Origin of the sequence: Paenibacillus sp. URB8-2, from assembly GCF_013393385.1 — a bacterium.
In the GTDB taxonomy this organism is placed as follows: domain Bacteria; phylum Bacillota; class Bacilli; order Paenibacillales; family Paenibacillaceae; genus Paenibacillus_AQ.
The window spans coordinates 112,286-135,933 of sequence record NZ_AP023239.1 but is presented as its reverse complement, the minus strand read 5'-3'; the positions used below and the strand labels follow the sequence as shown (position 1 = coordinate 135,933).

Below are 23,648 nucleotides of genomic sequence, written 5' to 3'. Positions count from 1 at the left end.
AAGTGGTGGGCCTTAGTGGACTCGAACCACCGACCTCACCCTTATCAGGGGTGCGCTCTAACCAGCTGAGCTAAAGGCCCTTAGTCTTGCATATACTCTTATGGAAACCCATAAGGATGCGCTTGGCGGCGTCCTACTCTCCCAGGACCCTTCGGTCCAAGTACCATCGGCGCTGGAGGGCTTAACGGTCGTGTTCGGGATGGGTACGCGTGGAACCCCTCCGCCATCGCCACCAAACGCTTAAGAAAGAGACTTGCTCTCTCAAAACTGAGCAACGAGTGAGTTGAAAGCTTTGCGAAGCAAAGCTGCTTCGAAAGCATAAGCTTTGGAAGTCAAGCTTCCGATTTGAATGTTTCCGCTCGGGAAACGATTCTCCATAGAAAGGAGGTGATCCAGCCGCACCTTCCGATACGGCTACCTTGTTACGACTTCACCCCAATCATCTACCCCACCTTCGGCGGCTGGCTCCCTTGCGGGTTACCCCACCGACTTCGGGTGTTGTAAACTCTCGTGGTGTGACGGGCGGTGTGTACAAGACCCGGGAACGTATTCACCGCGGCATGCTGATCCGCGATTACTAGCAATTCCGACTTCATGCAGGCGAGTTGCAGCCTGCAATCCGAACTGAGACCGGCTTTATAAGATTGGCTCCACCTCGCGGTTTCGCTTCCCGTTGTACCGGCCATTGTAGTACGTGTGTAGCCCAGGTCATAAGGGGCATGATGATTTGACGTCATCCCCACCTTCCTCCGGTTTGTCACCGGCAGTCACTCTAGAGTGCCCAGCTTGACCTGCTGGCAACTAAAGTCAAGGGTTGCGCTCGTTGCGGGACTTAACCCAACATCTCACGACACGAGCTGACGACAACCATGCACCACCTGTCTCCTCTGTCCCGAAGGCCGCGCCTATCTCTAGACGATTCAGAGGGATGTCAAGACCTGGTAAGGTTCTTCGCGTTGCTTCGAATTAAACCACATACTCCACTGCTTGTGCGGGTCCCCGTCAATTCCTTTGAGTTTCAGTCTTGCGACCGTACTCCCCAGGCGGAGTGCTTACTGTGTTAACTTCGGCACCAAGGGTATCGAAACCCCTAACACCTAGCACTCATCGTTTACGGCGTGGACTACCAGGGTATCTAATCCTGTTTGCTCCCCACGCTTTCGCGCCTCAGCGTCAGTTACAGCCCAGAAAGTCGCCTTCGCCACTGGTGTTCCTCCACATCTCTACGCATTTCACCGCTACACGTGGAATTCCACTTTCCTCTTCTGCACTCAAGCTGCCCAGTTTCCAGTGCGACCACAGGTTGAGCCCATGGTTTAAACACCAGACTTAAACAGCCGCCTGCGCGCGCTTTACGCCCAATAATTCCGGACAACGCTTGCCCCTACGTATTACCGCGGCTGCTGGCACGTAGTTAGCCGGGGCTTTCTTCTCAGGTACCGTCACTCTTGTAGCAGTTACTCTACAAGACGTTCTTCCCTGGCAACAGAGCTTTACGATCCGAAAACCTTCATCACTCACGCGGCGTTGCTCCGTCAGGCTTTCGCCCATTGCGGAAGATTCCCTACTGCTGCCTCCCGTAGGAGTCTGGGCCGTGTCTCAGTCCCAGTGTGGCCGTTCACCCTCTCAGGTCGGCTACGCATCGTCGCCTTGGTGAGCCGTTACCCCACCAACTAGCTAATGCGCCGCAGGCCCATCCCCTGGTAGCAGATTGCTCCGCCTTTCCGCCTTCCGGTATGCACCAGAAGGTCTTATCCGGTATTAGCTACCGTTTCCGGTAGTTATCCCAGTCCAAGGGGCAGGTTGCCTACGTGTTACTCACCCGTCCGCCGCTAAGTCCTTTTGAGAGCAAGCTCTCAAAAGGACTCCGCTCGACTTGCATGTATTAGGCACGCCGCCAGCGTTCGTCCTGAGCCAGGATCAAACTCTCCAATAAGGTTTTTTCGTGCGATTACCACCCGAATCACTCCGAGAAAATAACCATCCGAAAAGTTTATCGATAGAGCGATTCGCTCATTTTGAAACATCTGACGAGAATTTGCATTCTCTTCATTTTGGAACTCGCTAAAGCGAATTCCAACTCACTCGTTGTTCAGTTTTCAAAGATCAATTTCTCTTTCAGTGCATCGCCGCGTCTCTTGCAGCGACCTTTATAATATATCACAGTCTAGTTACTATCGTCAAGCTTTTTTTATTTTTTCTTTTTAAAAGCGCTTTTCGATAGCTTGCTGCTTCATATCATGTCCGAAGAGCCGAGTATTAATGTATCACATAACGCGAATGCGCGTCAACTACCCAAATAAGGTAATTTTTAAACCTACGAGCATGGCTACTCCCGGGAGACCCAGAACCGACACCGTTCCTATCGTTGCAGGGTTCAATGGGATATACACTCCTCCGGCTAATTGGGTGAAATCGACGATATACAGACCTAGCGCCGCCAGGATCAGGTGGGAGCCGAAAAGGCCCAGCCACCCCCAGCCCAATCTTTTTTTAAACACAACTGCCACCAGCAGCACTGCGGAGAGAATCAGTATGCCTGTCGCTATTATTTTCATTGCAGCTCCTCCTTATCTTCAAACGGTTCTTATAGCCGGTCGCGGTTTAATCCGATTCTTTTGGCATGCTTCAGATGAATTTGATACTTCCGTTCAGCGGCTTCCAAAATAAAAATGGCATAATCGATCTGGTCTTGGCCTACGGCTTCATCAAACATCAGGTGAGCTCTTTCCCACTCCATATGAGCCTTCCTTACCTCGGTAAAAACATCCCACTCCTCCCGGCCCTCCTCCTGCCCATTGCCGTTCTGCCTGCGCCATCCGCTCAACCAACCCATCCCGAGTCCTCCTTTATAGTGAATTTACTTTGAAGACCACTTTCATCTCCATACATTCTCATTCATATCGGGACAAGGACAAACTTAGAACTATGAAGTAGCACTTCGCGTAGCGTTTTTATGGACAGGCATCGCTTCGTGCTGGAATATAGGGTGTTTTACCAAAATAGATGTTATAAAAAGTTAGCAAATAAAAAAGAAGCCTTTAAGCAGGCTTCTTGTGCAAAATATGACTTTATTGGATTAAAACAGCTCGCGCCGGCCCTCAAGCGCCTTGGACAAGGTCACCTCATCCGCATATTCGAGATCGCCGCCAACCGGCAGACCATGGGCAATTCTTGTTACTTTGACTTCAAAAGGACGGACGAGCCGGGAGATATACATCGCTGTAGCCTCTCCCTCAATATTGGGATTTGTTGCCAGAATAAGCTCCTGCACCCTTTCGTCGCTGAGCCTTGTCAGCAGTTCCTTTAACCGGATATCATCGGGTCCGACACCCTCCATTGGAGAGATAGCGCCCTGCAGAACATGATAGTACCCGTTAAACTCTTTGGTCCGCTCCATGGCGACAAGATCCTTGGAATCCTGCACCACGCAAATTACCGAGGCGTCACGCTTCTTATCCTGGCAAATCCGGCACGGGTCGGTATCGGTAATGTTGCAGCAGACCGAGCAATAGTGAAGATTGCGTTTCACGCTGACGAGAGCTTTGGCAAAATCAATCGTCTCGTCTTCCTTCATGTTCAGCACATGAAAGGCAAGCCGGGCGGCCGTCTTGGGGCCGATTCCCGGCAAACGCGTAAAAGCATCGATCAGCTTGGCAAGCGGTTCGGGGTAATACAATAGGGTATCTCCTTTATGTTTAGCTTAAGCCTTTGCCCTTGTTTAGAACAGGCCCGGGATCTTCATGCCTCCGGTGAATTTGCCCATATCCGAATTAGCCAACTCATCCGCTTTGGTCAGGGCGTCGTTTACAGCCGTAATCACCAAATCCTGCAGCATTTCCACATCTTCTGGATCTACCGCTTCCGGCTTGATTTCGATGGACAGCAGTTTCTTGTGTCCGTTAACCTGAACGGTTACAACCCCGCCGCCGGAGGAGCCTTCCACCGTCTTGCTGCCAAGCTCTTCCTGGGCTTTCAGCATCTGCTCCTGCATTTTTTTGACTTGCTTCATCATTTGGTTCATATTATTCATTCGTTATCGTCTCCTTTAACTGCGCGCATTTGGCGCATATGGTATGCTGCGGGTCAATCTTTTATGACAACGAGGTCCTCACCAAAAAGCTGAATGGCCTCGTCAATCCAAGGTTCCTTGGAAGCCTCTCCAGTCTCATGCTCATGCTCCAGACGGAGTTCCTCCTTGTCCGGAGGCTTCGCCGATTTCACGGAGGCTTCGTTCCAATCGCGGAGCATGACAGTGACCAATCGGTACGTCTTGCCCAGACGGGTCTCCAGAACGCGTTCGATAACCTGCTTATTTGCCGGCTTCTCAGTCGTTTCCCGGTGTATCGTATTCTTGAAAGCAACCAGTACCGCGTCGTCGGTCATCGATACAGGTTCTCCGTCGACAAACCAGGCGTGAACCGTTACCTTCTCTTCCTTGACGGCCTGAAGCACCTGGCCCCACTGCTTATACACAGCCGCAAAATCGCCGCTGTCCTTGCCCGCTAAGAATTTATCCATTTGGGGCGGCAGCTTGGAGGAGGAAGACACCCGCGGAGAAGAGGAAGAACGGCTGCCCGCTGGTTTCGGCGCGGCGTTATCCCGGCCATTTGCTGCAATACCGCCGGACTGAAGCGCCTGTTCCAGCTTTTTCTCCAAGGCAGCAATCTGCCGCTTGAGCACATCCAACCCCCCGTTATCGGCCGGTGATGGGCTTCCGCCTATATGCGCCTGCGTCCCGAGAGTATTATCATTCTCCTTCGGACTGCACAGCTTCATAAGCGCTACCTCAAACAGGGTCTGAGGATGCGTGGCGTATTTCATCTCGCTCAAATAACGATTCAGCGTATCTACAGTTTCAAACAGCCGCTCACGCGAGAAGGCCGCAGCCATATCCTGAAACTCCGCTGGATTCAGCACTCTGTCGGTCAAACCGGCAGAGCCCGGCACCATTTTGATCATAAGCAGATCACGGAAGTAATAAAGCAGGTTCTCCAGGCATTTGTCGGCGCTCTTCCCCTCGTGCATCAGTTGTTCGACCAATTCGAGCAGTTGACCCATATCGCTATCCAAAATAGCTTTGGCCAGGCGGGCGAATTGTTCCGCCGGTATGCCGCCGGTCATGCCCAGCACCTGCTGATAGGTCACATGTCCATCTGTAAAAGAGGAGATCTGATCCAGAACGCTGAGCGCGTCGCGCATCCCCCCGTCCGACAGACGGGCAATATACTGCAGTGCGTCGTCCTCGGCGGAAATGCCCTCCTTTTCGCAGATGACTCTCAGGCGGGCTGTCTGTTCCTCGAGCGAAACTCTACGGAAATCAAAGCGCTGACAACGCGATATAATCGTCGCAGGCAGTTTATGAGGCTCCGTTGTCGCCAAAATAAACATGACATGCGCAGGCGGTTCCTCGAGCGTCTTCAAAAGAGCGTTGAAAGCCTCCGTAGTCAGCATATGCACTTCGTCAATAATATACACTTTACGCCGCACTTCGGTAGGTGCGTACTTCACTTTATCCCGCAGGTCGCGGATTTCCTCCACGCCCCGATTGGACGCAGCATCGATTTCCTGTACATCCATCACCGCGCCCGAAGCAATCCGCAAGCAGGAAGGACATTCATTGCACGGCTCCGGGCCCGGGCCCCGCTCGCAGTTGACCGCTTTAGCCAATACTTTGGCGGCAGTCGTCTTGCCGGTGCCCCGAGGGCCGCTGAACAGATAGGCGTGTGAAACCCGCTGCTCGCGAATCGCGTTCTGAAGCGTCTGGATAATGTGCTGTTGTCCGACCATGTCCTGAAACGCTTGAGGCCGCCAGGCACGGTACAACGCGATGTGTTCCACTTAAGCATTACCCTCTTTCAACCGCCGCTTCCCGGGCGTTAATCGCTTCGTTAATTATACTATATTCTCCGGTCCATGACCAAAAACAAAAAGCATCTCCGCTTGTCGCAAAGATGCTTGTTATTATCCTAAATGTAAACCGCGCACCTGTTATTGATGACTGCGATCCGAGCGGCAACCCTACGCCGCTGCTCGGGCTAGGCTGCCCTCCGGCACAAGAGCAAACTTGCTTATGGCTGCTTCCTTCCGGACCTGACCAGGTTCACAAGCGCTCATTGCGGAGGACCCAACCGTCAACACAGCACGTAGGGACCAAGCCTCACATCGACAGCACCTCTAACAGGAATTCAACCTCGCTATAGCGGATTGCGAGTTACAGGGCACCGCTACCTCCCCGTCTAGCACGGCGAAGATAAGTATAGCCTACGCCGGGGCAAAAATCAACTGGATAAGAAAACCGGCCTCGCCGTCTTTATAAAGATGGTTTGTTCTCTCTGGAAGCATACACAATATAATGAGTTTAGAAAAAAACGAAGCCCTCTGCCATAAAGCAGAGGGCTTTCTACCGATTCTTGCCGACCAGCGGCAGACCGGATTAGATTCCGTATTTCTTCTTGAATCTGTCGACGCGGCCGCCGGCATCCAGGAACTTCTGCTTGCCAGTGAAGAACGGATGGCATGCGGAGCAAATTTCGACGCGAAGATCCTGTTTCACAGAACCAGCTTCGAACGTGTTGCCGCAGGCGCAAGTTACGGTTACGACATTATATTTCGGTTGAATTGCAGTTTGCATTTAAATTTCACCTCTTTTGCCCTGAGCCTCAGGCGGACCCAGAGTTAATATAAGACACATAAATGTAGTTTAGCACGAACAAAGCAGGGAGGCAATAGCATTCCATCCCGAATTATTCATTGCCGCTTCATGGCGAAACCCGCGCAACGGCTTTCTTGGGCCGGGCCTCCCCATCCGGAGGAACATGCGTATAGGAGCCGATGACCACTTCCGGCAGTTCCTCACGAAAGATCTCAAGCATTGTCTTCATTCCCAGGATCTCGCCTTGGGCCGGCGGAATCAGCTCAAGATAGCTCTCCGGGTCAATATTAAGATTGCGCATCTGGATGAGCTTGAGGCCGGTACGCCTCACAAATTCCACCATCGCTTCAACCTCTTCCTCCCTGTCGGTGACCCCCGGAAATACCAAATAGTTGATTGAGGCGTAAACACCCTGTGACGCCGCATACTTTAGCGATTTCTCCACATTAGCCAGCGTGTAGCCGCGAGGCTTGTAATAGGCGTTGTAGTGATCATCGAGCGCGCTGATCGTGCTGACGCGCATCAAATCGAGTCCGGCGTCGACAATCCCGCGGATATGATCGCTGAGGCCGGCGTTGGTATTGATGTTGATGTAACCCATATTCGTAATTGACCGGACTTCGCGGACCGCCTCTATGATAAGCTTCGCCTGCGTGGAAGGCTCTCCCTCGCAGCCCTGACCGAAGCTGACAATCGATTCCGGCGTCTTCAGATGCTCCAGCATCACCTGTACAATCTCGTCGACTCTCGGCCGGAAATTCATCCGCGTCTGCGGCGAGACAAAGCCGCTGTCATCCGGCTGCTCGGAAATACAGCCGAAACAGCCCGCATTGCACGAATACGACACCGGAACGGCGCCCTCCCACCGGTTCAAAAAGGTATTGGAGGAGGTCAGACATTCATAGCCGAGCGCACAGTTCGAGAGATGTCCGTATAGACGGTTCTCGGGATATTTCGCCGTCAGGCTGCCAACCCCGCTGCGCACAGCGTCCCGGTCGCAGTTCATCGGATTCCATTTCTGCGGATCGTCGGACTGCTCGGCGGCCACATAGAAGCCACCGTCTTTCCATACGACGGCCGAATAACCGAACAGCGGCAGCTTGTACGATTTATCGGTCTTGATATATCCCGGCAGACAGAGGCGGGTAAAGCCCTGCGGAAGCAGTGCTCCTACCGCCTGCGAGCCTTCCGGCAGCGGCAGCATTTCGCCGGTGGACGGGTTCATTCCGACGGCTCTCGTATTCGGCAGAAGAGAAAGCGTCGCCCCTTCCGGCAGCGGAATCAGTTCTTCCTCCAACAGTTCGACAATCATATCCCCACTGCGGGCCAGCCCATACAGCTCGGGATGATCGTATACGTTTCCTTGCCCGTCGGCATATACCAAATGCATGTTATTCTCCTCTTGATCTTATTTCTTAGGTTGTAGTCGTTACGGAAGCCGGTTTTGTGCGCATCGGGCGCCGGGCGGAAGCTCCGCTGTTCGACGTCCCGCCGCTGCTTGCTGTGCCGCTGGCCGATTCCTTGCTGTCGGCCGTATCGAAGGAGGCCAGGAACTCGGTATTCGTCTTGGTGTTGCGCAGCTTTTTGATAAAGTTCTCTACAAAGTCGTAAGAGTCATTCATATTTTTACGGATGGTCCAAATGGTATCCAGTTCTTCCTTGCTCAGCAGCACTTCTTCGCGGCGCGTGCCGGAACGGCGGATATCGATGGCCGGAAAAATGCGGCGTTCCGCAAGCTTCCGGTCAAGATGCAGCTCCATATTGCCCGTACCCTTGAACTCTTCATAAATAATATCGTCCATCCGCGAGCCGGTATCAATCAGCGCCGTCGCGAGAATGGTGAGACTTCCGCCTTCCTCGACATTCCGCGCCGAACCAAAAAAGCGCTTCGGACGGTGGAACGCCGCCGGGTCGATCCCGCCGCTAAGCGTACGGCCTGAAGGAGGGACAACGAGATTATAGGCGCGCGCAAGGCGAGTAATGCTGTCCAGCAGTATGACGACGTCTTTTTTGTGTTCGACAAGACGAAGCGCCCGCTGAAGCACCAGCTCCGCCACCTTGATATGATTTTCGGGAAGCTCGTCGAACGTCGAGGCGACCACTTCGCCTTTTACGGAACGCTGCATATCGGTAACTTCCTCGGGACGTTCGTCAATCAGCAGTACAAACAGTTCAATCTCGGGGTTGTTCGTGGAGATGCTGTTGGCAATTTCTTTGAGCAGGAGCGTCTTGCCGGCTTTGGGCGGAGCGACAATCAAACCGCGCTGCCCCAGCCCAACGGGTGCAAGCAGGTCCATGATGCGGGTGGACAAATGGGTAGGCGTTGCTTCAAGCGTAAGCTTATCTTGAGGATATAACGGCGTAAGGGCCGGGAAATGAAGGCGTTCGGCAGCAGTGGCCGGATTCTCGCCATTGACGGCGTTGACTTGCAGCAGTCCGAAATAACGCTCGTTCTCTTTGGGCGTCCGACATTTGCCGGATACCAAATCTCCGGTCCGAAGGTCGAATTTGCGGATTTGCGAAGCCGAAATATAAATATCCTCCGCGCTGGGCAAATAGTTGATCGGTCTAAGAAAACCGTAGCCCTCCGGCAATATTTCCAGCACGCCCTCCATAAACATCAGACCGCTCTGTTCCGCCTGGGCGCGCAGAATAGCAAAAATCAATTCTCTCTTCTTCATTTGCCCATAATAGGGAATCTGATATTTCTTAGCCAACTTGTATAATTCGGTCAGCTTCATTTCTTCCAAGTCGGAAATTTGAAGATCCATGTAATAACCACCTATTCAATTTATAAGTTCATAACAATAACGTGAACGCGCAAACTAAAAAAGCCAACAGTGAAGCAAATCTGGTATATCAGAAAATTAGCATGACAAAATGCAGAGGGTGGGTGAGCGGCAACTGGACGCGCCGGGCGCCGGTGGATAACCGCAGGACATTGCGCTTGCGGCATATGCCTGAATTCAGAAGCGAGGAATCGGTTGAACAGCATCATATAATCGTCGGCTCTGCTGCAATACTTGATTTCGCATGGATTGTTTCGGTTGTATAACAAAAATCCTCATTAGGATAGCATTACCCAAAATGGAGGAAGATATGCAGATCATTGCAAATCTTTTTGAAAAATCGGGGGAATTCTTTAACGAATCGCATGGCGGCCGCCAATAAATGATGTGTCTTCCCTATTGACGGCCCTCCATGCGTTCCGCTTCAGAATCAAAGTGCTTGAGGACTATTCTTCCTCCCGCCAGACCTCGGCACCCAGTTCACGGAGATTGGATACCAGATTGTCGTAACCGCGGTCAATATATTCGACCCCCGTCACTTCCGTTATTCCGTCTTCAACGGTCAGTCCGGCAATGACGAGCGCGGCGCCGGCTCTAAGGTCGGCCGCTTTGACTTTGGCCGCATTCAGTCTGTTGCCCTCAATAATGGCCGACCTTCCTTCAACGCGTATCTTCGCTCCCATACGCAATAGCTCCGGAACATGCTTGAAGCGGTTGCTGTAAACGAAATCGCTAAGCACACTCACGCCTTTCGCCTGGGTCAGCATCGTGGTCATCGGCGATTGAAGATCGGTAGCGAAGCCGGGATAGACAAGCGCCTTAACATCGGCCGGTTCGTAGACCGCTTTGCCGATGACGCGGATGCTCTCATCGAGTTCTTCCACTTCGACGCCCATTTCCAGCAGCTTGGCGGTCAGCGCCTCCAGATGCTTGGGAATCACATTGTCAATAAGCACATTGCCGCGCGTGGAAGCCGCAGCGATCATGTAGGTTCCCGCCTGAATCCGGTCGGGGATAATGGAGTGACGGCACCCGTGCATCTCCGAGACGCCCTCGATCCGGATCGTTTCGGTTCCGGCACCCTTAATGACGGCGCCCATGGAATTAAGTAAAGTGGCTACATCTATAATCTCAGGCTCTTTGGCCGCATTTTCGATAATGGTAGAGCCTTTGGCCCGGGAAGCCGCAAGCATAATGTTAATAGTCGCACCAACGCTGGATACGTCGAGGTAAATCTTCGCGCCGCGCAGTTCCTTGGCATATAAATGAATGGCGCCATGTTCGTTGGAGACGGTCGCACCAAGCGCTTCGAATCCCTTGATATGCTGGTCGATAGGTCTTGGTTCGAAATTGCAGCCTCCGGGAAGTCCAATGGTCGCTTCTTTGAAGCGTCCGAGGAGCGCTCCCATCATGTAGTAAGAAGCCCGAAGCTTCTTGACAGGACCGTTGGGCATAGGAATGGAAATGATTCGGGAAGGATCGATTCTCATTTGGCTGCCCGACCAGGATACTTCGGCGCCAAGCTCTTGAAGAATTTCAGAATAGACGGCCACATCGCTAAGGGAGGGCAAATTATCCAGGACAACTTCCGATTCTGCCAAAATCGCCGCAGGTATGAGCGCAATCGCACTGTTCTTTGCACCGCTGATCGTCACCATGCCTTGCAGCGGACGCCCACCGCCAATCATTAATTTTTCCATTGATTATCTGGTTCCCCCTAGATGTATTGCAGCTGCTTTTCATAATAATAGCTGACGCATCATAAAAAATGGCGGGAAAGCACAGCGGGGCTGCCTGAAACGCAGCCCCGCTGCCCGCATCGCTTGATCCGAAAGGATATGAATTATCTGTATTTAAATGGAAAGACACCGTCTAAGCGGTGTGCTCTCCAAATGACGCTATTCCATTCATTATAACCGATTGAAGCTGACTTGCCCATTATACACGATTAAGCTTTGTTGTTGGAACCGAATTCGCGGATTTTGCCGATAACCGTTTGTTTGATGGCTTCGCGGCCCGGTGCGATGAACGTACGTGGGTCATAAGCGTCCGGTTTAGCTGCCAGCACTTCGCGGACAACCTTGGCGAATGCGATTTGGTTCTCGGTGTTTACGTTGATTTTGGAAGTGCCAAGGGAGATCGCTTTGTCAATGTCATGTTTCGGGATGCCTGTGCCGCCATGAAGAACAAGCGGAATTTGAACAGCGTCGCGAACTTCTTCCATTTCCTTGAATCCAAGGTTAGGCTCGCCGAGGTAAGGTCCATGTACGGAACCAAGCGCCGGAGCCAAGGCATCAACGCCAGTTTCTTTTACGATAGCTACGCACTCATCCAGTTTGGCGTACATAATGCCGCCAATAACGTCGTCTTCCTGTCCGCCAACCGTACCAACCTCGGCTTCAACGGAAACACCTTTGGAGTGAGCGTAATTAACGACTTTCTTGGTCATCTCGATGTTCTCTTCGATCGGATGGTGGGAGCCGTCGATCATAACGGAAGTAAATCCGGCGTCGATGGCTTCTTTACACTTGTCAAAGCTGGATCCATGGTCGAGGTGAATCGCTACAGGAACCGTAATTTTCATGTCTTGAATAAGACCTTCCACCATTTTAACCACAGTGTTGAATCCGCCGATATGACGCGCTGCGCCTTCGGATACACCAAGAATAACAGGGGATTTCTCTTCTTCTGCTGCGCCCAAAATTGCTTGGGTCCATTCAAGGTTGTTAATGTTGTATTGACCAACCGCGTATTTTCCTGCAAGAGCTTTGTTCAACATGTCTGTCATCGATACCAATGGCATAATTCATCCTCCTAAAAATGGTTTCTCGCTTTTTTAAAGCCGACATCACATACAGGCCTATTATAGCACAACCTGTCTCAAATACTAAATAGTTTAGACAAAAATATGTCCCGGCGGGACATAATTCGCCCAACCCTCTGGTGTTAAGATAAAGTTGCGATCCGGTCTTCTTTTTATTACCCCAAATGATCCACAAGCATACATCCGGAAAGTATCATGTGACTGCCAATCCCGAGCCGGCGGAAGTCCCTTAAGAAGAAACGGCTTCGCCGTCCTCTGGAAGAGGAAGGCATCCGTTTCTCGTAAAAATATCAGGTTTAGGATAAGCGCGAAGCTTATACTTTCTGATATTTCAAAAAAGGGACTCTGCTTATCGCAGAATCCCCAGCTTTAACTGTAATGGTCAACAGAACCTGTACGTAAATGCACATTGACCGCCACCCGCATTTCATCAATATCGAATGGCTTGGTAAAATGCATAAGCGCTCCGAGCTTCGTCGCTTCCTTGATCATGTCCAGCTCACCGTACGCCGTCATCATGATTACCTTGATCTCCGTATTGATCTCTTTAATATGCTTTAAAATTTCCAGTCCGTCCATTCCCGGGATTTTCATGTCGAGGAGAACCAGATCGGGGCAGTCGCTGCGCACAATATCCAAAGCCGCTTTTCCGTTAGCTGCTTGAAAAGTCGTGTAGCCTTCGCTATTAAAAACCTCCATAAGCAGGATTCGAATCCCGTTTTGGTCATCGACGATCAATACTTTCTTTTTCTTTTTTTCCATTCGTAACCCTCCCTGATATGTGGCCGATCCACCTTACCGCGTCCGACGGTCTTCGCATAAATCCATACGAAGAACTATAATTCGTGCTTGACCACGAAACTCCTGCTAAATGGTAAAAAATGCGTAATTATACGTCATAAAACAGTACAAATGCAAGTTGCCGCCCCCAAGTGGAAAGACCACTCAACGAAGTTCGGCCTCGACCCTAAACATACTCAGGGATTGCCTGGCCCCTTAGCCCCTAAAAAAAGGAGCTGTCCCATAAGTAGTTCTTCTACGTCAGAGACAGCTTTCTTCATTCTAAAAAATCGTAAAAAGTCAGCAAAGCAGTGATTCTCCCGTTATTGGAGAATCGCTGCTTTGCGTTTTTGGTCCACTGCGGCTTGCTTCAGCACATTATGGGCAAGTGAAAGCCACCCGACCTCAAGCGTCACTTTCTCCATGCCGCGAAGCAGAAAACGCCGGAACCCTCGGTTGTTCTTCAGTTGTCCAAATACGCTTTCCGGTTCCGTCATTCGCCGTACCGTCAAAGCATAGCCATCTTCACTTCGCAACATTTCCCTAGCCTGCTTCTGGTACCTTAGCCGTTCCAGACTGACGGCCACTTCCCGATTTCCTGCCGCTTTGGTGCAACGGTCCTTCAGTGGGCAACCGTCGCAGTTTTGGCTTCGGTAATGACGTTTGCGAATTTCATACCCACTTGCCAAGGTTTCCTTGCTTTCTCTGCGGAAATGCAGCATTTGTCCGGCCGGACAGGTCCACGTATCTTCGGCTTCGTCATACGCCCAGTTCTCAATCCTTCCGACCTTCTCTTTCCAGGCTTTACTCTTCTCTTGATGGTAGCTGCCGTATTTCACCACAGCCTGAATCTCTTCCTTTTCCAAATAGGCGTAGTTTTCTTCACTGCCGTAGCCTGCATCTGCAATGACCGTCTGTGGGAGTTTGCCAAGCATCTGCCTTGCCTTTTCCATATGCGGTTGTAGGCAGCGGGTATCGGTCGGTCTTGGGTGTAGACTGTAGGCTAAAATAAACTGGTTTTCGGTCCCAATCTGAACATTGTATCCCGGTTTGAGTTGACCGTTTCGCATGTGATCTTCCTTCATTCGCATGAAGGTCGCATCCGGGTCGGTCTTGCTAAAGCTATTCCGGTCGCCGAGCAACGCTTGGTACTGTTCGTACTTCAGCAGCCGGGGAAGCAGGTCTTTTCGAAGCTTACGAACCGCTTTCTTCAGGAGTTTATCTTTAGGCTTGTTCAGAAGCCGGGCTTCGAGTTCCTGGGTCACTTGTTCGAGTTTCTCGGCGCTAATCGCTGAGGACTCGCCAAGTTCAGCGAGATCGTTGCCTTGGTGTTTCGCTTCTTCTTGGTTCTCTGCAGCTTCGATGGTGGCAAACAGCGCGTGTACGTTCTCTTGCAGTTTGGTCTTATGTTTGCTGACCGCTTTGCCCCAAACAAACGTGTAGCGATTGGCATTGGCCTCGATCTTGGTGCCATCGACAAAGTAATGCTCCAGGGAGATGTATTTTTCGTCCGCCAGAAATTGAAGAACGGCGGTAAATACGGTTTCGAGGACATCCTTCATCCGCTGAGAACGGAAGCGGTTAAGGGTGCGGAAGTCCGGGCGTTGTCGTCCGGCCAGCCACATGAAGGGAATGTTCTCCCGCACAGCTTTGGCCATTTGCCGGGAAGAGTAGATGCGCTGGGTGTAGGCATAAATAGTGACTTTGGTGAGCATTTTGGGGTGGTAGCTGTCGCGGCCACCACCGGGATAAGCGGCATCAAAGATCGAGTCGTCCAGGCGGTTTACGGCAGTGTTGATGACACGAACGAGGTGATTTTCTGGAATGTCTTCTTCTAAATCCATTGGCAGGAAAAGTTGGTCCATGGTATATTGAATGTACAAAGAAATCGCTCCTTTTAGAGATGGTGGGTGGTACTTCCATTTTACCAAAGGGCGATTTCTTTTTGTGATTTCAAGAAAGAATTTTAGTAACAGTTACAGCTGAAAGCAGCGGAGGGGACGGAACGATTGTGGAAAAGCGGTAGCGGTCGCCTTTGGGTCCGGATTTTCACCGCTAAGGGGAATGAAAAAAATCTGGACACAACAGCGATTGGAACAACGGTCCGTTCGCGGAGCGTCCACACCAAGTGCTTACCTAAATCCTACTCAAAAAACGAGGGGTGTCCCAAGTAGCCATTTCATGGCTTTTGGGACACCCCCTTAATCTCCGGAGATCCGGATATGGAAAACGCCAGCCGATCTTACAATTGCTCCGCATGAACTAGCGAGGCTTTGACAAATTCACGGAACAGCGGCTGAGGACGGTTCGGACGGGAAGTGAATTCCGGATGGAACTGAACCGCCAGGAACCACGGATGACCCGGAAGCTCTACGATCTCGACCAAACGTCCGTCCGGGGAAGTGCCGGAAATCAGTAGGCCTGCTTTTTCGATTTGATCGCGGTAGGAATTATTGAACTCGTACCGGTGACGATGGCGTTCATACACAAGCTCTTCTCCGTAACAGGATATGGCCAGGGAATTCGGCTGAAGCTTGCAAGGATAAAGACCCAGACGCATCGTGCCTCCAAGGTCCTCGATATCCTTCTGCTCGGGCAGCAGGTCGATGATAGGGTGTGGCGTTGCCGGATCAATCTCCGAGCTGTTCGCTCCCGCCATTCCCAGGATCGAACGGCCGTATTCGATAACGGATACCTGCATTCCCAGACAAATGCCGAAGAAAGGCACACCCTTCTCGCGGGCATAACGGATCGCGGAAATCTTGCCTTCGATGCCCCGGTCGCCGAAGCCGCCAGGCACCAGTATTCCGCCGACGCCTCGCAGTATCTCGTCCACATTCTCGTCGGTTATCTCCTCAGCGTTCACCCAGCGGATGTTGACTTCGGAATTAGCGTCGAATCCCGCGTGGGAGAGGGACTCGACGACACTGAGGTAAGCATCGTGCAGCGCCACGTATTTGCCGACAATCGCGATCTCCACGTTGCGCTCCAGCTTGTTAATGCGCGCAAGCAAGGCTTCCCATTCACGCATATCCGGCGCCGGCGTAGTCAGCTTCAGATGGTTGACGACAATCTCGTCAAGTCCTTCGTTGCGCAGATTAAGCGGAACCTCATACAGCGTCGAAGCGTCGCGGCATTCCACAACCGCATTCGCGTCGATGTCGCAGAACAACGCAATCTTTGCCTTCATGTCTGCGGAAAGCTCGTATTCCGTGCGGCAGACGATCACATTAGGCTGAATTCCGATGCTGCGAAGCTCTTTGACGCTGTGCTGGGTCGGTTTGGTCTTCACTTCGCCCGCAGCCTTGATATAAGGAATGAGGGTTACGTGGATATACATTACATTTTCACGGCCGATATCGCTCTTGATTTGACGGATGGCTTCAAGAAAAGGCAGACTCTCGATGTCGCCGACGGTGCCGCCGATCTCGGTAATAACGACATCCGAACCGGTCTCGCGGCCTGCGCGGAATACCCGTTCCTTGATTTCGTTCGTAATGTGGGGAATGACCTGGACCGTGCCGCCCAGATACTCTCCGCGCCTTTCCTTGCTGATTACCGAAGAGTACACTTTACCTGTCGTCACGTTGCTGTTCTTGGACAGGTTGATGTCGATGAACCGCTCATAGTGCCCGAGGTCAAGGTCGGTCTCCGCTCCGTCATCCGTAACGAATACTTCACCGTGCTGGTAGGGACTCATCGTTCCCGGGTCCACATTAATGTACGGATCGAATTTCTGGATCGTCACCTTAAGACCCCTGTTTTTGAGCAGCCTGCCTAGCGAAGCAGCCGTAATTCCCTTGCCCAGGGAGGACACAACGCCACCCGTTACAAAAATATACTTTGTCAATGCATAACCCTCCTAAATAATTTCCGTAAAATCAGGCGATATATGATGTTATCGTAACCCGTTTTCAGAGCGGCAAAACGGAGAAATTCAAAATCGCCTAAATCTCTCGGGGAAGCCCTCACGTTGGTCCGACTTGCGTCATAACAGCGTTATCCGGCATCAAAATGATATCTAAAAAACAAAAAAGTGACACCCGCAGAACCGGGGGCACTTTTTATTTTTGAAAATATAGAATTTAAATTCATCATAAGCCCATCAAATAGTTTACTCTGTCGGCTTTGTTGATGTCAAGGAAGAATTATTGGACGGAAGCGTCTTAAAATTTGTCGTCGTTTTCATCATCCGAAGCTTCATCGTCGGCCTCTTCCTCGGATTCCTCATCGTCTTCAATTTCCTCTTCGTCTATATCCTCATCGTCTATAACGACTTCTTCGTCGACTTCCTCATCGCTGTCATCGTCGGAATACAGATCGTCGCGGTCCTCGTCGATCACGTCGAAGTCTTCGTCATCGCCGGAGTAGGAGTCTTCCTCCTCGGTGAAATCGTCATCGTCCAAATCATCGTCTTCATCATTAATGATGCGCGGACGCTTGGAGTTGCCAATCGGATCGTCGGAGCGCTCAAGCGGATACCAGCGCTTCAAACCCCACAGGTTGGTTCCGACACAGGCAAAACGCCCGTCGATATTAATTTCGGTATATAACTGGGCAATCGTATCGTTGATCTCTTCTTCGGACATTCCGCGCAGCTTGGCCACCTCGGCCATCAGGTCACGGTAATAGAACGGCGTATTGGCCGCTTTCAGAATCAGAAACGCCAAGTCCACCATCGGCATTTCTTTGATTTTTTCAGGATCCAGCTTCAAATTAAGTGGCGTACTCACTTTCGGGACACTTCCTCTCACGCATTGTTCACGCTATGGCTTTATTCAGTCGTTATTTCGTTAACATTCATTGACAAACCTAAGTAAAACCTATTTGGGAACAAAATGCAAGTCAAATTGGCGCATACGGATGCCCCTGATTTCGGAAGGCCGGTATCAACCGTTTATTGAAGTTTCCCCGAGAAAAACCGGGTGGACGGAGCCTCGAAAAAATACCGCCGATTCCGAAGTGGCTGTCAACCGGACGGCGAAGATGTGCGGAGATAAGAAGAAACGGCTTCGCCGTCCTCTGGAAGAGGAAGGCATCCGTTTCTCGTAAAAATATCAGGTTAAGGATAAGCGCGAAGCTTATACTTTCTGATATTTCAAAAAGAAACGGCTTCGCCATCCTCTCCGGAGCTTATGCTTCCGAAGCGAGCGATACTGCGTATCGCCTGCAGGCATCCGTTTCTAATCGAATATAAAGCCCATAAATAAGGGCGCAGCTTATAAATTCTTATATTTTAAGAAAAAGGCGGAGGAAGCTCCTCCGCACCTGACTGTATCCACGCCAAGGATTAGCTCGGCGTTGTTTCAAAGAGGGCCTTCCCTCTTACACTATTTTATGTGTTGGACTCTCTTTTGACACGACAGACGGCCTATTTCAGCAAAAAAAGGCAAGTTCCCACGCGGGCTTCTCCCCCTCCTCATAAAATATGGAAGCACGGCAGCAGGAGGGGATTGCAGAACAATGGACTTTCACGAATTTTGGAAACTGGTGCTTGAAGAAGCAGCGGCCGCTCCCGGAAACGCTGAACGGCGAATCGTTACTTTTCACGATCCCCGTCAGTATGCCGGAGCGCTGTCGCAGTGGAAATTCCTGAAGTCACGCCGGCCCGGACTGCGCAGGGTCAAAGTGTCTCCACTGATCCGGGCCTTTTTTGTGCCGGCGGCCGGAGCCGTGAAGCTGATGCAAAGATATGCCGAAGCGGTCGCCGTCGAAGAGGATTTGCGCATTCAAATCCATTCACATACCCTGTCTCCTGCCGCGAATAAGAATTCGCACTCTCTGCCTTGGGGCGTCAGGGCGATTCGCGCTCCCCAGGCATGGTCGAGATCGACCGGCGTTCATATTAAAATCGGCGTCATTGACACCGGAGCGGATTTCCTCCATCCCGATCTTAAGAGTTCGCTCGCCTCTGGAGTGAATCTGTTGCATCGCGGCATGCTTCCTATTGATGATAACGGGCACGGCACGCATATCGCCGGAACGCTCGCCGCCGCTGGCGGCATGCGGGGCATGATGGGGGTGGCGCCGCGTTCCCTGATTTATCCGGTCAAAGCCTTCGATCATACCGGCTCGGCTTTTGTGTCCGATATCGTGCTCGCCATCGATTGGTGCGTTCAGAACCGGATCGATCTCATTAACATGAGCTTCGGAATGAAAAGCCGCAGCAATGCGCTGCATGACGTTGTCGTCAAAGCCTACCGTGCCGGCATTCCGATTATTGCCTCGTCGGGCAATGACGGGAAACGGGGGGGAGACTACCCGGCCCGGTACAGCGAGGCCATTGCCGTTGGCGCTATCGACCGCAAGCGCCGCGTCGCCTCCTTCAGCAACCACGGTTCCTATATCGACGTATACGGCCCGGGGGAAAATGTCACTTCCTGTTGGCCGAAGGAAGGCTACAAAGAAATGAGCGGCACCTCCATGGCAACCTCCCATGTGACGGGAGCCGCCGCCCTGCTGCTCGCTCTGCGCCCGGGGATTACGCCCCGGGAGCTGAAGCTGGCGCTGCGCCGCACCTCATCGCCGCTGCTGCTGCGAAAGGGCCAGCGCCGTGTTACGCTGGGCGGCGGTACGGTAGACGCGATGCGCCTGCTGCGGGCGCGGGCAAAAAGGCCGACAGGCGCTGGGTCGGCGCCGCGAATGCCGGGTTGAAGGCCGAGTCGGCATTCAGCTTATAAATGCATTATAAAGAAGCCGCCCCGGGGGGCGGCTTCTGGCTTGCGTGCGGTTAAACGCGGCTGGATGCGCGTATTGGGTATAAGGCGCCTACATCCGTTCCGGCGCCGTCACGCCAACAAGGCGCAGCACGTTCGCGATGGATTGGCGAACGGCGCCAAGGAGCGCGAGCCGCGCGAGCGTCTGGGCGGCGTCTTCGGTGATGACGCGCTCCGCTTTGTAATAGCTGTGGAAGAGCGCCGCCAGCTCGTACACATAGCGGACCAGGCGGTGCGGCGCGTAACCCTCGGCGGCCAGGGCAACCTCGAAAGGAAGCTCGCCGACTTTGCGCAGCAGGGCGTATTCGTGCTCCGCCGTCAGCTTCGAGTAATCGATTCCGGCCAATTCCGGCAGGGTAATACCCTGCTCCTCAGCTTGACGGAATACGCTGCAAATACGCGCATGCGCGTATTGTACATAGAATACCGGATTTTCGTTTGAGGTCGAAACGGCGAGATCCATGTCGAAGTCGAGATGGGAATCCATGCTACGCATAGTAAAGAAATAGCGGATCGCGTCGACGCCGACTTCATCCATCAAATCCTCCATCGTTACGGCTTTGCCGGTCCGCTTGGACATTTTCACCTTCTCACCGTCCTGGAACAGGCTGACCATTTGGGCGATCAGTACGACCAGCTTGTCCGGATCGTTGCCCAGCGAAGCCATCGCCGCTTTCATCCGCGGAATGTATCCGTGATGGTCGGCGCCCCAAATATTGATCATTTTGTCGTATCCACGGCCGTATTTATCGCTGTGGTAGGCGATATCCGGCGTAAGGTACGTATAAGTGCCGTCGTTCTTGATCAGCACGCGGTCCTTGTCGTCGCCGTACTTGGTGGTCTGCAGCCAGGTGGCGCCGTCCAGCTCGTATACTTCGCCGCGGTCCCGCAGCTCGTCCAGCGCGCGCAGCACTTCCCCGGTCTCGTACAGTGAGGTTTCGCTGAACCAAATGTCAAAAGGCACGCGGAATCGTCCGAGGTCGCGCTTGATTTTGTCCAATTCCTTCTCCAGCCCGTAAGTGCGGAAAAAGGCGGCCCGGTCTCCGGGCGTCATCTCCAGCAGCGAATCGCCTTTTTCGGCAACAAGCTCTTTGGCAAAGCCCTTGATGTCTTCGCCGAAATAGCCATCCTCCGGCATTTCCGCCGACTGGCCCAGCTCCTGCAAATACCGGGCCTCGATCGACTTGCTCAGGTTGGCGACCTGGTTGCCTGCGTCGTTGATATAATACTCGCGCGTAACCTCGTATCCGGCGAAATCCAGTACGTTACATAGCGCATCACCTACGGCTGCTCCACGGGCATGGCCAAGGTGCAGGCTGCCCGTCGGGTTGGCGCTGACGAACTCGACTTCAACCTTCTGTCCCTGACCGGCGTCGGTGCGGCCGTAATCATCCCCCTGCTCCAGGGAAAGAGCGATGACCGGATACAGGTAAGACTTGGACAGCGTAAAGTTAATGAATCCCGGGCCGGCGATTTCCGCTTTTTCAATCGAGGCCTTGCTCAAATCCAGATGCTCCACAATCGCCTCGGCGATCTGGCGCGGATTGCGCTTCGCGATCTTGGTCAGCTGCATGGCGGCGTTTGTCGCCAGATCGCCATGAGCTTTGTCCTTCGGCACTTCCAGCACAATGCTCGGAAGCTCTTCCCGCTGAACCAAACCGGCTGCGACAACCGCATCGGCGATGGCTTCTTTCACCCTTTCATTGATCAGGGCAAGCGGATTTTGACTTTGTTTCATCTTTTGGGTTCCTCCTGTATATGCAAACTGATGGCAAACTGTCCAGACGGCTCGTCGTACATATATAATTCGTATTCCCATTTTACCGTCAGGGAACGTCCTTGCCTCGAGATGCCGAGCGTTCTTGTCTCGGTGGAAAGATTGAATTGGGTATATGGAGACCGGTAAAATCCAGGCAGACGATGCCCGCTCCGAAAAGACTGCTCGGACTCGACTCCGCCATGACGGATAATCCGGAGCTCTTCATCCAGAATCTTGATCGTTGTCCGTACGGAGTCTGCAGGGCCTTCCGGTCCCTGGCCGGGCTCCTCGAAACGGATATACAGCTGCGGCCCCTTCTGTACGGCCTCGCCGCCGACGCTGAGAACGCTTGTCTCTCCTTCGTGCAGGCTGGCGAGCGTAACGGAAACGCCATATTTATGCGGCTGGTTATCTGGCACCCTCGCCCCTCCATTCTTCGCGGCTCCGCTTCCGCGCGGGCCGTCATCTTTCCCATTGTATTACTATAATCAGTTCATCGGGCCAATTCAATCGCTATATTAATGAAATTCAAATTCAGTCAAAGCGTTGCAGAGCGATCGCCTGAATCCCCCGCAGCCATTCACCAACTTCTCTAATGTAGAAAGGCATTGAACTTTCCGGCAGAAGGCTGCACTTGGATTATGTAGAATTTTAACATACCGCACTTCAAAATCACACTCGCCCCGACCGGTTCCGCTAGATTGAAGCAGATAAAAAGGGGGCTCCGCAGCCATTTCTGGCTTCGGTCCCCCCCATGTTTTATTCCTTAAGGTGTTCCCATTCAGCACCCGCCGTGCTTGCGCCGCCTATTCCCGGGATGCTCCGCATTCCGAATGCTACCTTACTTCGTATTAAAAGAGAGCTTCAGCTGCCATGTGTAGCCGCCGTCCTGCGTGGCATATAGTGAAGACTGCCGCTGCCCTCTAACGGCAAGCCAGCCCTCCTTGGCTCCGGTGAAAGAAATCACCCCGTCAAATCCCGGAATGCCGGGCAGGTTGCTCCACTGGTTGCCACCCGTGTAAGAGCGGCCTACGCCGACCTCTTCCCCGGCCGGCGAATAGCCGAGCAGGAAGGCGCCGCCGCCCGCCAGCTGCATATTGCCGGGCTTGCCGGAGACCGGACCTTTCGCCAGCGGATTCCCGCCGCTTCCCGGCGCCGGTCCGCCGCCCGCCGTCGACTGGGCGATAACACGCCGCCAGCTCCCGCCGCCGTCAGCGCTGGCGTACAGAGAATAGGACGTCTGGGACATACCGGTGTCCCCGTACAACACCGTCCATACCTGACTGCCCTTAGCGTAAATATCGCCGAATACCGGATAGGAGAACGCTGATTTCAGCTTAAGCGACCAGCTCTTACCTCCGTCTGCCGTCTTCATGACCCGGTAGCCCGCGCCCGGAGCGACCGTTACCGCCCAGCCGCTGCTGCGGCTTGTGAAGACCGCGCCGCGGGTGTTGGCGGGGATCCGAATCTTGTTCCAGCTCTCCCCTCCGTCGCTGGTGTAGTAGGCAAAGGCCCAATCATACGCAAATCCGTGCTGCCGGTCGATAAAATCGATTTTTGTAAAACTGACCGGACCGTTTGACAGCCGCTTCCAGTGTGAACCTCCGTCCGTCGTCCGGATCAAATAGCCGGATTGTCCGTCCTGAACGGACGCCAGCGCCCAGCCATAGACATTGTCGGGAAAATCAATTTTCCGGAAAGACCACTGGCCTTCATAAATCGTCTGAAACGTACAGCCGCCATTCGATGTTCCGATCATGAAGCCGTTTCCCACCGCGCGGCCCGTATTTGCGCCCAAAAACTGAATATCGGAGAAGACCAGCGGCGATTCATCGGCTTTTAAATGCTTTTTCTGAAGCTCCTGGAGCAGTCCGTGATCGCCGGTGCCGCAGACGGGCGCCTGCGCCGATACCGCCCGAGGCGCCTCCGCGCTCCAGCCGGTCAAAGCCAACAGGGCCGCCGAAAGAAGCAGCAGCGCTTTGTTTCGTAATCTTTTAGTCCATATCATGTTAGCACCTCCTTCATCTATTACCCGGCTCTCGCACTACTCTAAAAGGTATACCGCCAAAGTCGTACAGGCATCCACCTAATAATAATCACAAAACGGAGACAATTTATTCACCGG

General features: G+C 52.8%; 20 protein-coding genes, 1 tRNA gene, 2 rRNA genes and 1 other RNA gene. 3 read left to right on the top strand and 21 right to left on the bottom strand.

What is annotated here, in order from left to right; all coding sequences use genetic code 11:
- Positions 1-3 precede the first annotated feature (3 nt).
- From PUR_RS00655 to rho, 12 genes are all read right to left on the bottom strand, one after another.
- Positions 4-80, bottom strand: a tRNA-Ile gene (locus PUR_RS00655).
- Positions 81-120: 40 nt separating this feature from the next.
- Positions 121-237: ribosomal RNA gene (gene rrf, locus PUR_RS00650) — 5S ribosomal RNA — on the bottom strand.
- Positions 238-380: 143 nt separating this feature from the next.
- Positions 381-1,936: ribosomal RNA gene (locus PUR_RS00645) — 16S ribosomal RNA — on the bottom strand.
- A 355-nt stretch (positions 1,937-2,291) separates the two neighbouring features.
- Positions 2,292-2,558: a pro-sigmaK processing inhibitor BofA family protein gene (locus PUR_RS00640; RefSeq protein ID WP_179033586.1), complete on the bottom strand. Its 267-nt coding sequence runs from the start codon at positions 2,556-2,558 to the stop codon at positions 2,292-2,294.
- Positions 2,559-2,587: 29 nt separating this feature from the next.
- Positions 2,588-2,836, bottom strand: coding sequence for a hypothetical protein (locus PUR_RS00635; RefSeq protein WP_179033482.1), 249 nt, complete (start codon positions 2,834-2,836; stop codon positions 2,588-2,590).
- A gap of 243 nt (positions 2,837-3,079) precedes the next feature.
- Positions 3,080-3,679 (bottom strand): recombination mediator RecR, encoded by a 600-nt coding sequence (gene recR / locus PUR_RS00630; RefSeq protein ID WP_124697830.1) that lies wholly within the window; start codon positions 3,677-3,679, stop codon positions 3,080-3,082.
- A 42-nt stretch (positions 3,680-3,721) separates the two neighbouring features.
- On the bottom strand, positions 3,722-4,033 hold the full coding sequence (locus PUR_RS00625) for a YbaB/EbfC family nucleoid-associated protein (protein WP_124697831.1): 312 nt from the start codon (positions 4,031-4,033) through the stop codon (positions 3,722-3,724).
- Between the two features lie 53 nt (positions 4,034-4,086).
- Positions 4,087-5,841: a DNA polymerase III subunit gamma/tau gene (gene dnaX / locus PUR_RS00620; RefSeq protein ID WP_179033585.1), complete on the bottom strand. Its 1,755-nt coding sequence runs from the start codon at positions 5,839-5,841 to the stop codon at positions 4,087-4,089.
- Positions 5,842-5,980: 139 nt separating this feature from the next.
- An RNA gene (gene ffs, locus PUR_RS00615) (signal recognition particle sRNA large type) lies at positions 5,981-6,248 on the bottom strand.
- Positions 6,249-6,436: 188 nt separating this feature from the next.
- Positions 6,437-6,634 carry a 50S ribosomal protein L31 gene (gene rpmE, locus PUR_RS00610; RefSeq protein ID WP_025695904.1) on the bottom strand — a complete coding sequence of 66 codons (198 nt, stop codon included), beginning with the start codon at positions 6,632-6,634 and terminating at the stop codon, positions 6,437-6,439.
- A 127-nt stretch (positions 6,635-6,761) separates the two neighbouring features.
- Entirely contained in the window at positions 6,762-8,045 is a 1,284-nt protein-coding gene (locus tag PUR_RS00605; protein WP_179033584.1) for a radical SAM family protein, read from the bottom strand.
- 25 nt (positions 8,046-8,070) lie between these two features.
- Entirely contained in the window at positions 8,071-9,426 is a 1,356-nt protein-coding gene (gene rho, locus PUR_RS00600) for a transcription termination factor Rho (protein ID WP_179033583.1), read from the bottom strand.
- 101 nt (positions 9,427-9,527) lie between these two features.
- Here rho and PUR_RS00595 point away from each other — a divergent pair, with 101 nt between their 5' ends.
- A complete protein-coding gene (locus PUR_RS00595; protein ID WP_179033582.1) occupies positions 9,528-9,710 on the top strand; it encodes a hypothetical protein in 183 nt (60 codons plus the stop codon).
- 180 nt (positions 9,711-9,890) lie between these two features.
- Here the strand turns inward: PUR_RS00595 and PUR_RS00590 are convergent, their stop codons facing one another.
- From PUR_RS00590 to rpoE, 6 genes are all read right to left on the bottom strand, one after another.
- Positions 9,891-11,144: a UDP-N-acetylglucosamine 1-carboxyvinyltransferase gene (locus tag PUR_RS00590; protein WP_179033581.1), complete on the bottom strand. Its 1,254-nt coding sequence runs from the start codon at positions 11,142-11,144 to the stop codon at positions 9,891-9,893.
- Between the two features lie 248 nt (positions 11,145-11,392).
- Positions 11,393-12,247 (bottom strand): class II fructose-1,6-bisphosphate aldolase, encoded by an 855-nt coding sequence (gene fba, locus PUR_RS00585; protein ID WP_179033580.1) that lies wholly within the window; start codon positions 12,245-12,247, stop codon positions 11,393-11,395.
- Between the two features lie 390 nt (positions 12,248-12,637).
- Positions 12,638-13,030: a response regulator gene (locus PUR_RS00580; RefSeq protein ID WP_179033579.1), complete on the bottom strand. Its 393-nt coding sequence runs from the start codon at positions 13,028-13,030 to the stop codon at positions 12,638-12,640.
- Positions 13,031-13,371: 341 nt separating this feature from the next.
- The gene (locus PUR_RS00575; protein ID WP_179037688.1) at positions 13,372-14,931 is read right to left on the bottom strand and encodes an IS1182 family transposase; all 1,560 of its coding nucleotides are present in this window, start codon (positions 14,929-14,931) and stop codon (positions 13,372-13,374) included.
- Positions 14,932-15,290: 359 nt separating this feature from the next.
- Positions 15,291-16,898 (bottom strand): CTP synthase, encoded by a 1,608-nt coding sequence (locus PUR_RS00570; protein ID WP_179033578.1) that lies wholly within the window; start codon positions 16,896-16,898, stop codon positions 15,291-15,293.
- A gap of 316 nt (positions 16,899-17,214) precedes the next feature.
- Complete coding sequence (rpoE, locus tag PUR_RS00565) at positions 17,215-17,781, bottom strand: DNA-directed RNA polymerase subunit delta (protein WP_179033577.1); 567 nt, start codon at positions 17,779-17,781, stop codon at positions 17,215-17,217.
- A 130-nt stretch (positions 17,782-17,911) separates the two neighbouring features.
- On the opposite strand from rpoE, the gene PUR_RS00560 reads away from it, so the two are divergent.
- The gene (locus tag PUR_RS00560; protein WP_179033576.1) at positions 17,912-18,100 is read left to right on the top strand and encodes a hypothetical protein; all 189 of its coding nucleotides are present in this window, start codon (positions 17,912-17,914) and stop codon (positions 18,098-18,100) included.
- A 411-nt stretch (positions 18,101-18,511) separates the two neighbouring features.
- Positions 18,512-19,702 (top strand): S8 family peptidase, encoded by a 1,191-nt coding sequence (locus PUR_RS00555; protein ID WP_179033575.1) that lies wholly within the window; start codon positions 18,512-18,514, stop codon positions 19,700-19,702.
- Positions 19,703-19,816: 114 nt separating this feature from the next.
- Here PUR_RS00555 and argS read toward each other — a convergent pair whose 3' ends face one another.
- The 3 genes from argS to PUR_RS00540 form a co-directional block, all read right to left on the bottom strand.
- Entirely contained in the window at positions 19,817-21,502 is a 1,686-nt protein-coding gene (argS, locus tag PUR_RS00550) for an arginine--tRNA ligase (RefSeq protein ID WP_179033574.1), read from the bottom strand.
- Positions 21,499-21,942, bottom strand: coding sequence for a YwiB family protein (locus PUR_RS00545; RefSeq protein WP_179033573.1), 444 nt, complete (start codon positions 21,940-21,942; stop codon positions 21,499-21,501). The genes argS and PUR_RS00545 overlap by 4 nt, the downstream gene beginning before the upstream one ends.
- A 422-nt stretch (positions 21,943-22,364) precedes the next feature.
- Positions 22,365-23,531, bottom strand: a complete 1,167-nt coding sequence (locus PUR_RS00540; RefSeq protein WP_179033572.1) for a hypothetical protein — start codon at positions 23,529-23,531, stop codon at positions 22,365-22,367.
- Positions 23,532-23,648 lie beyond the last annotated feature (117 nt).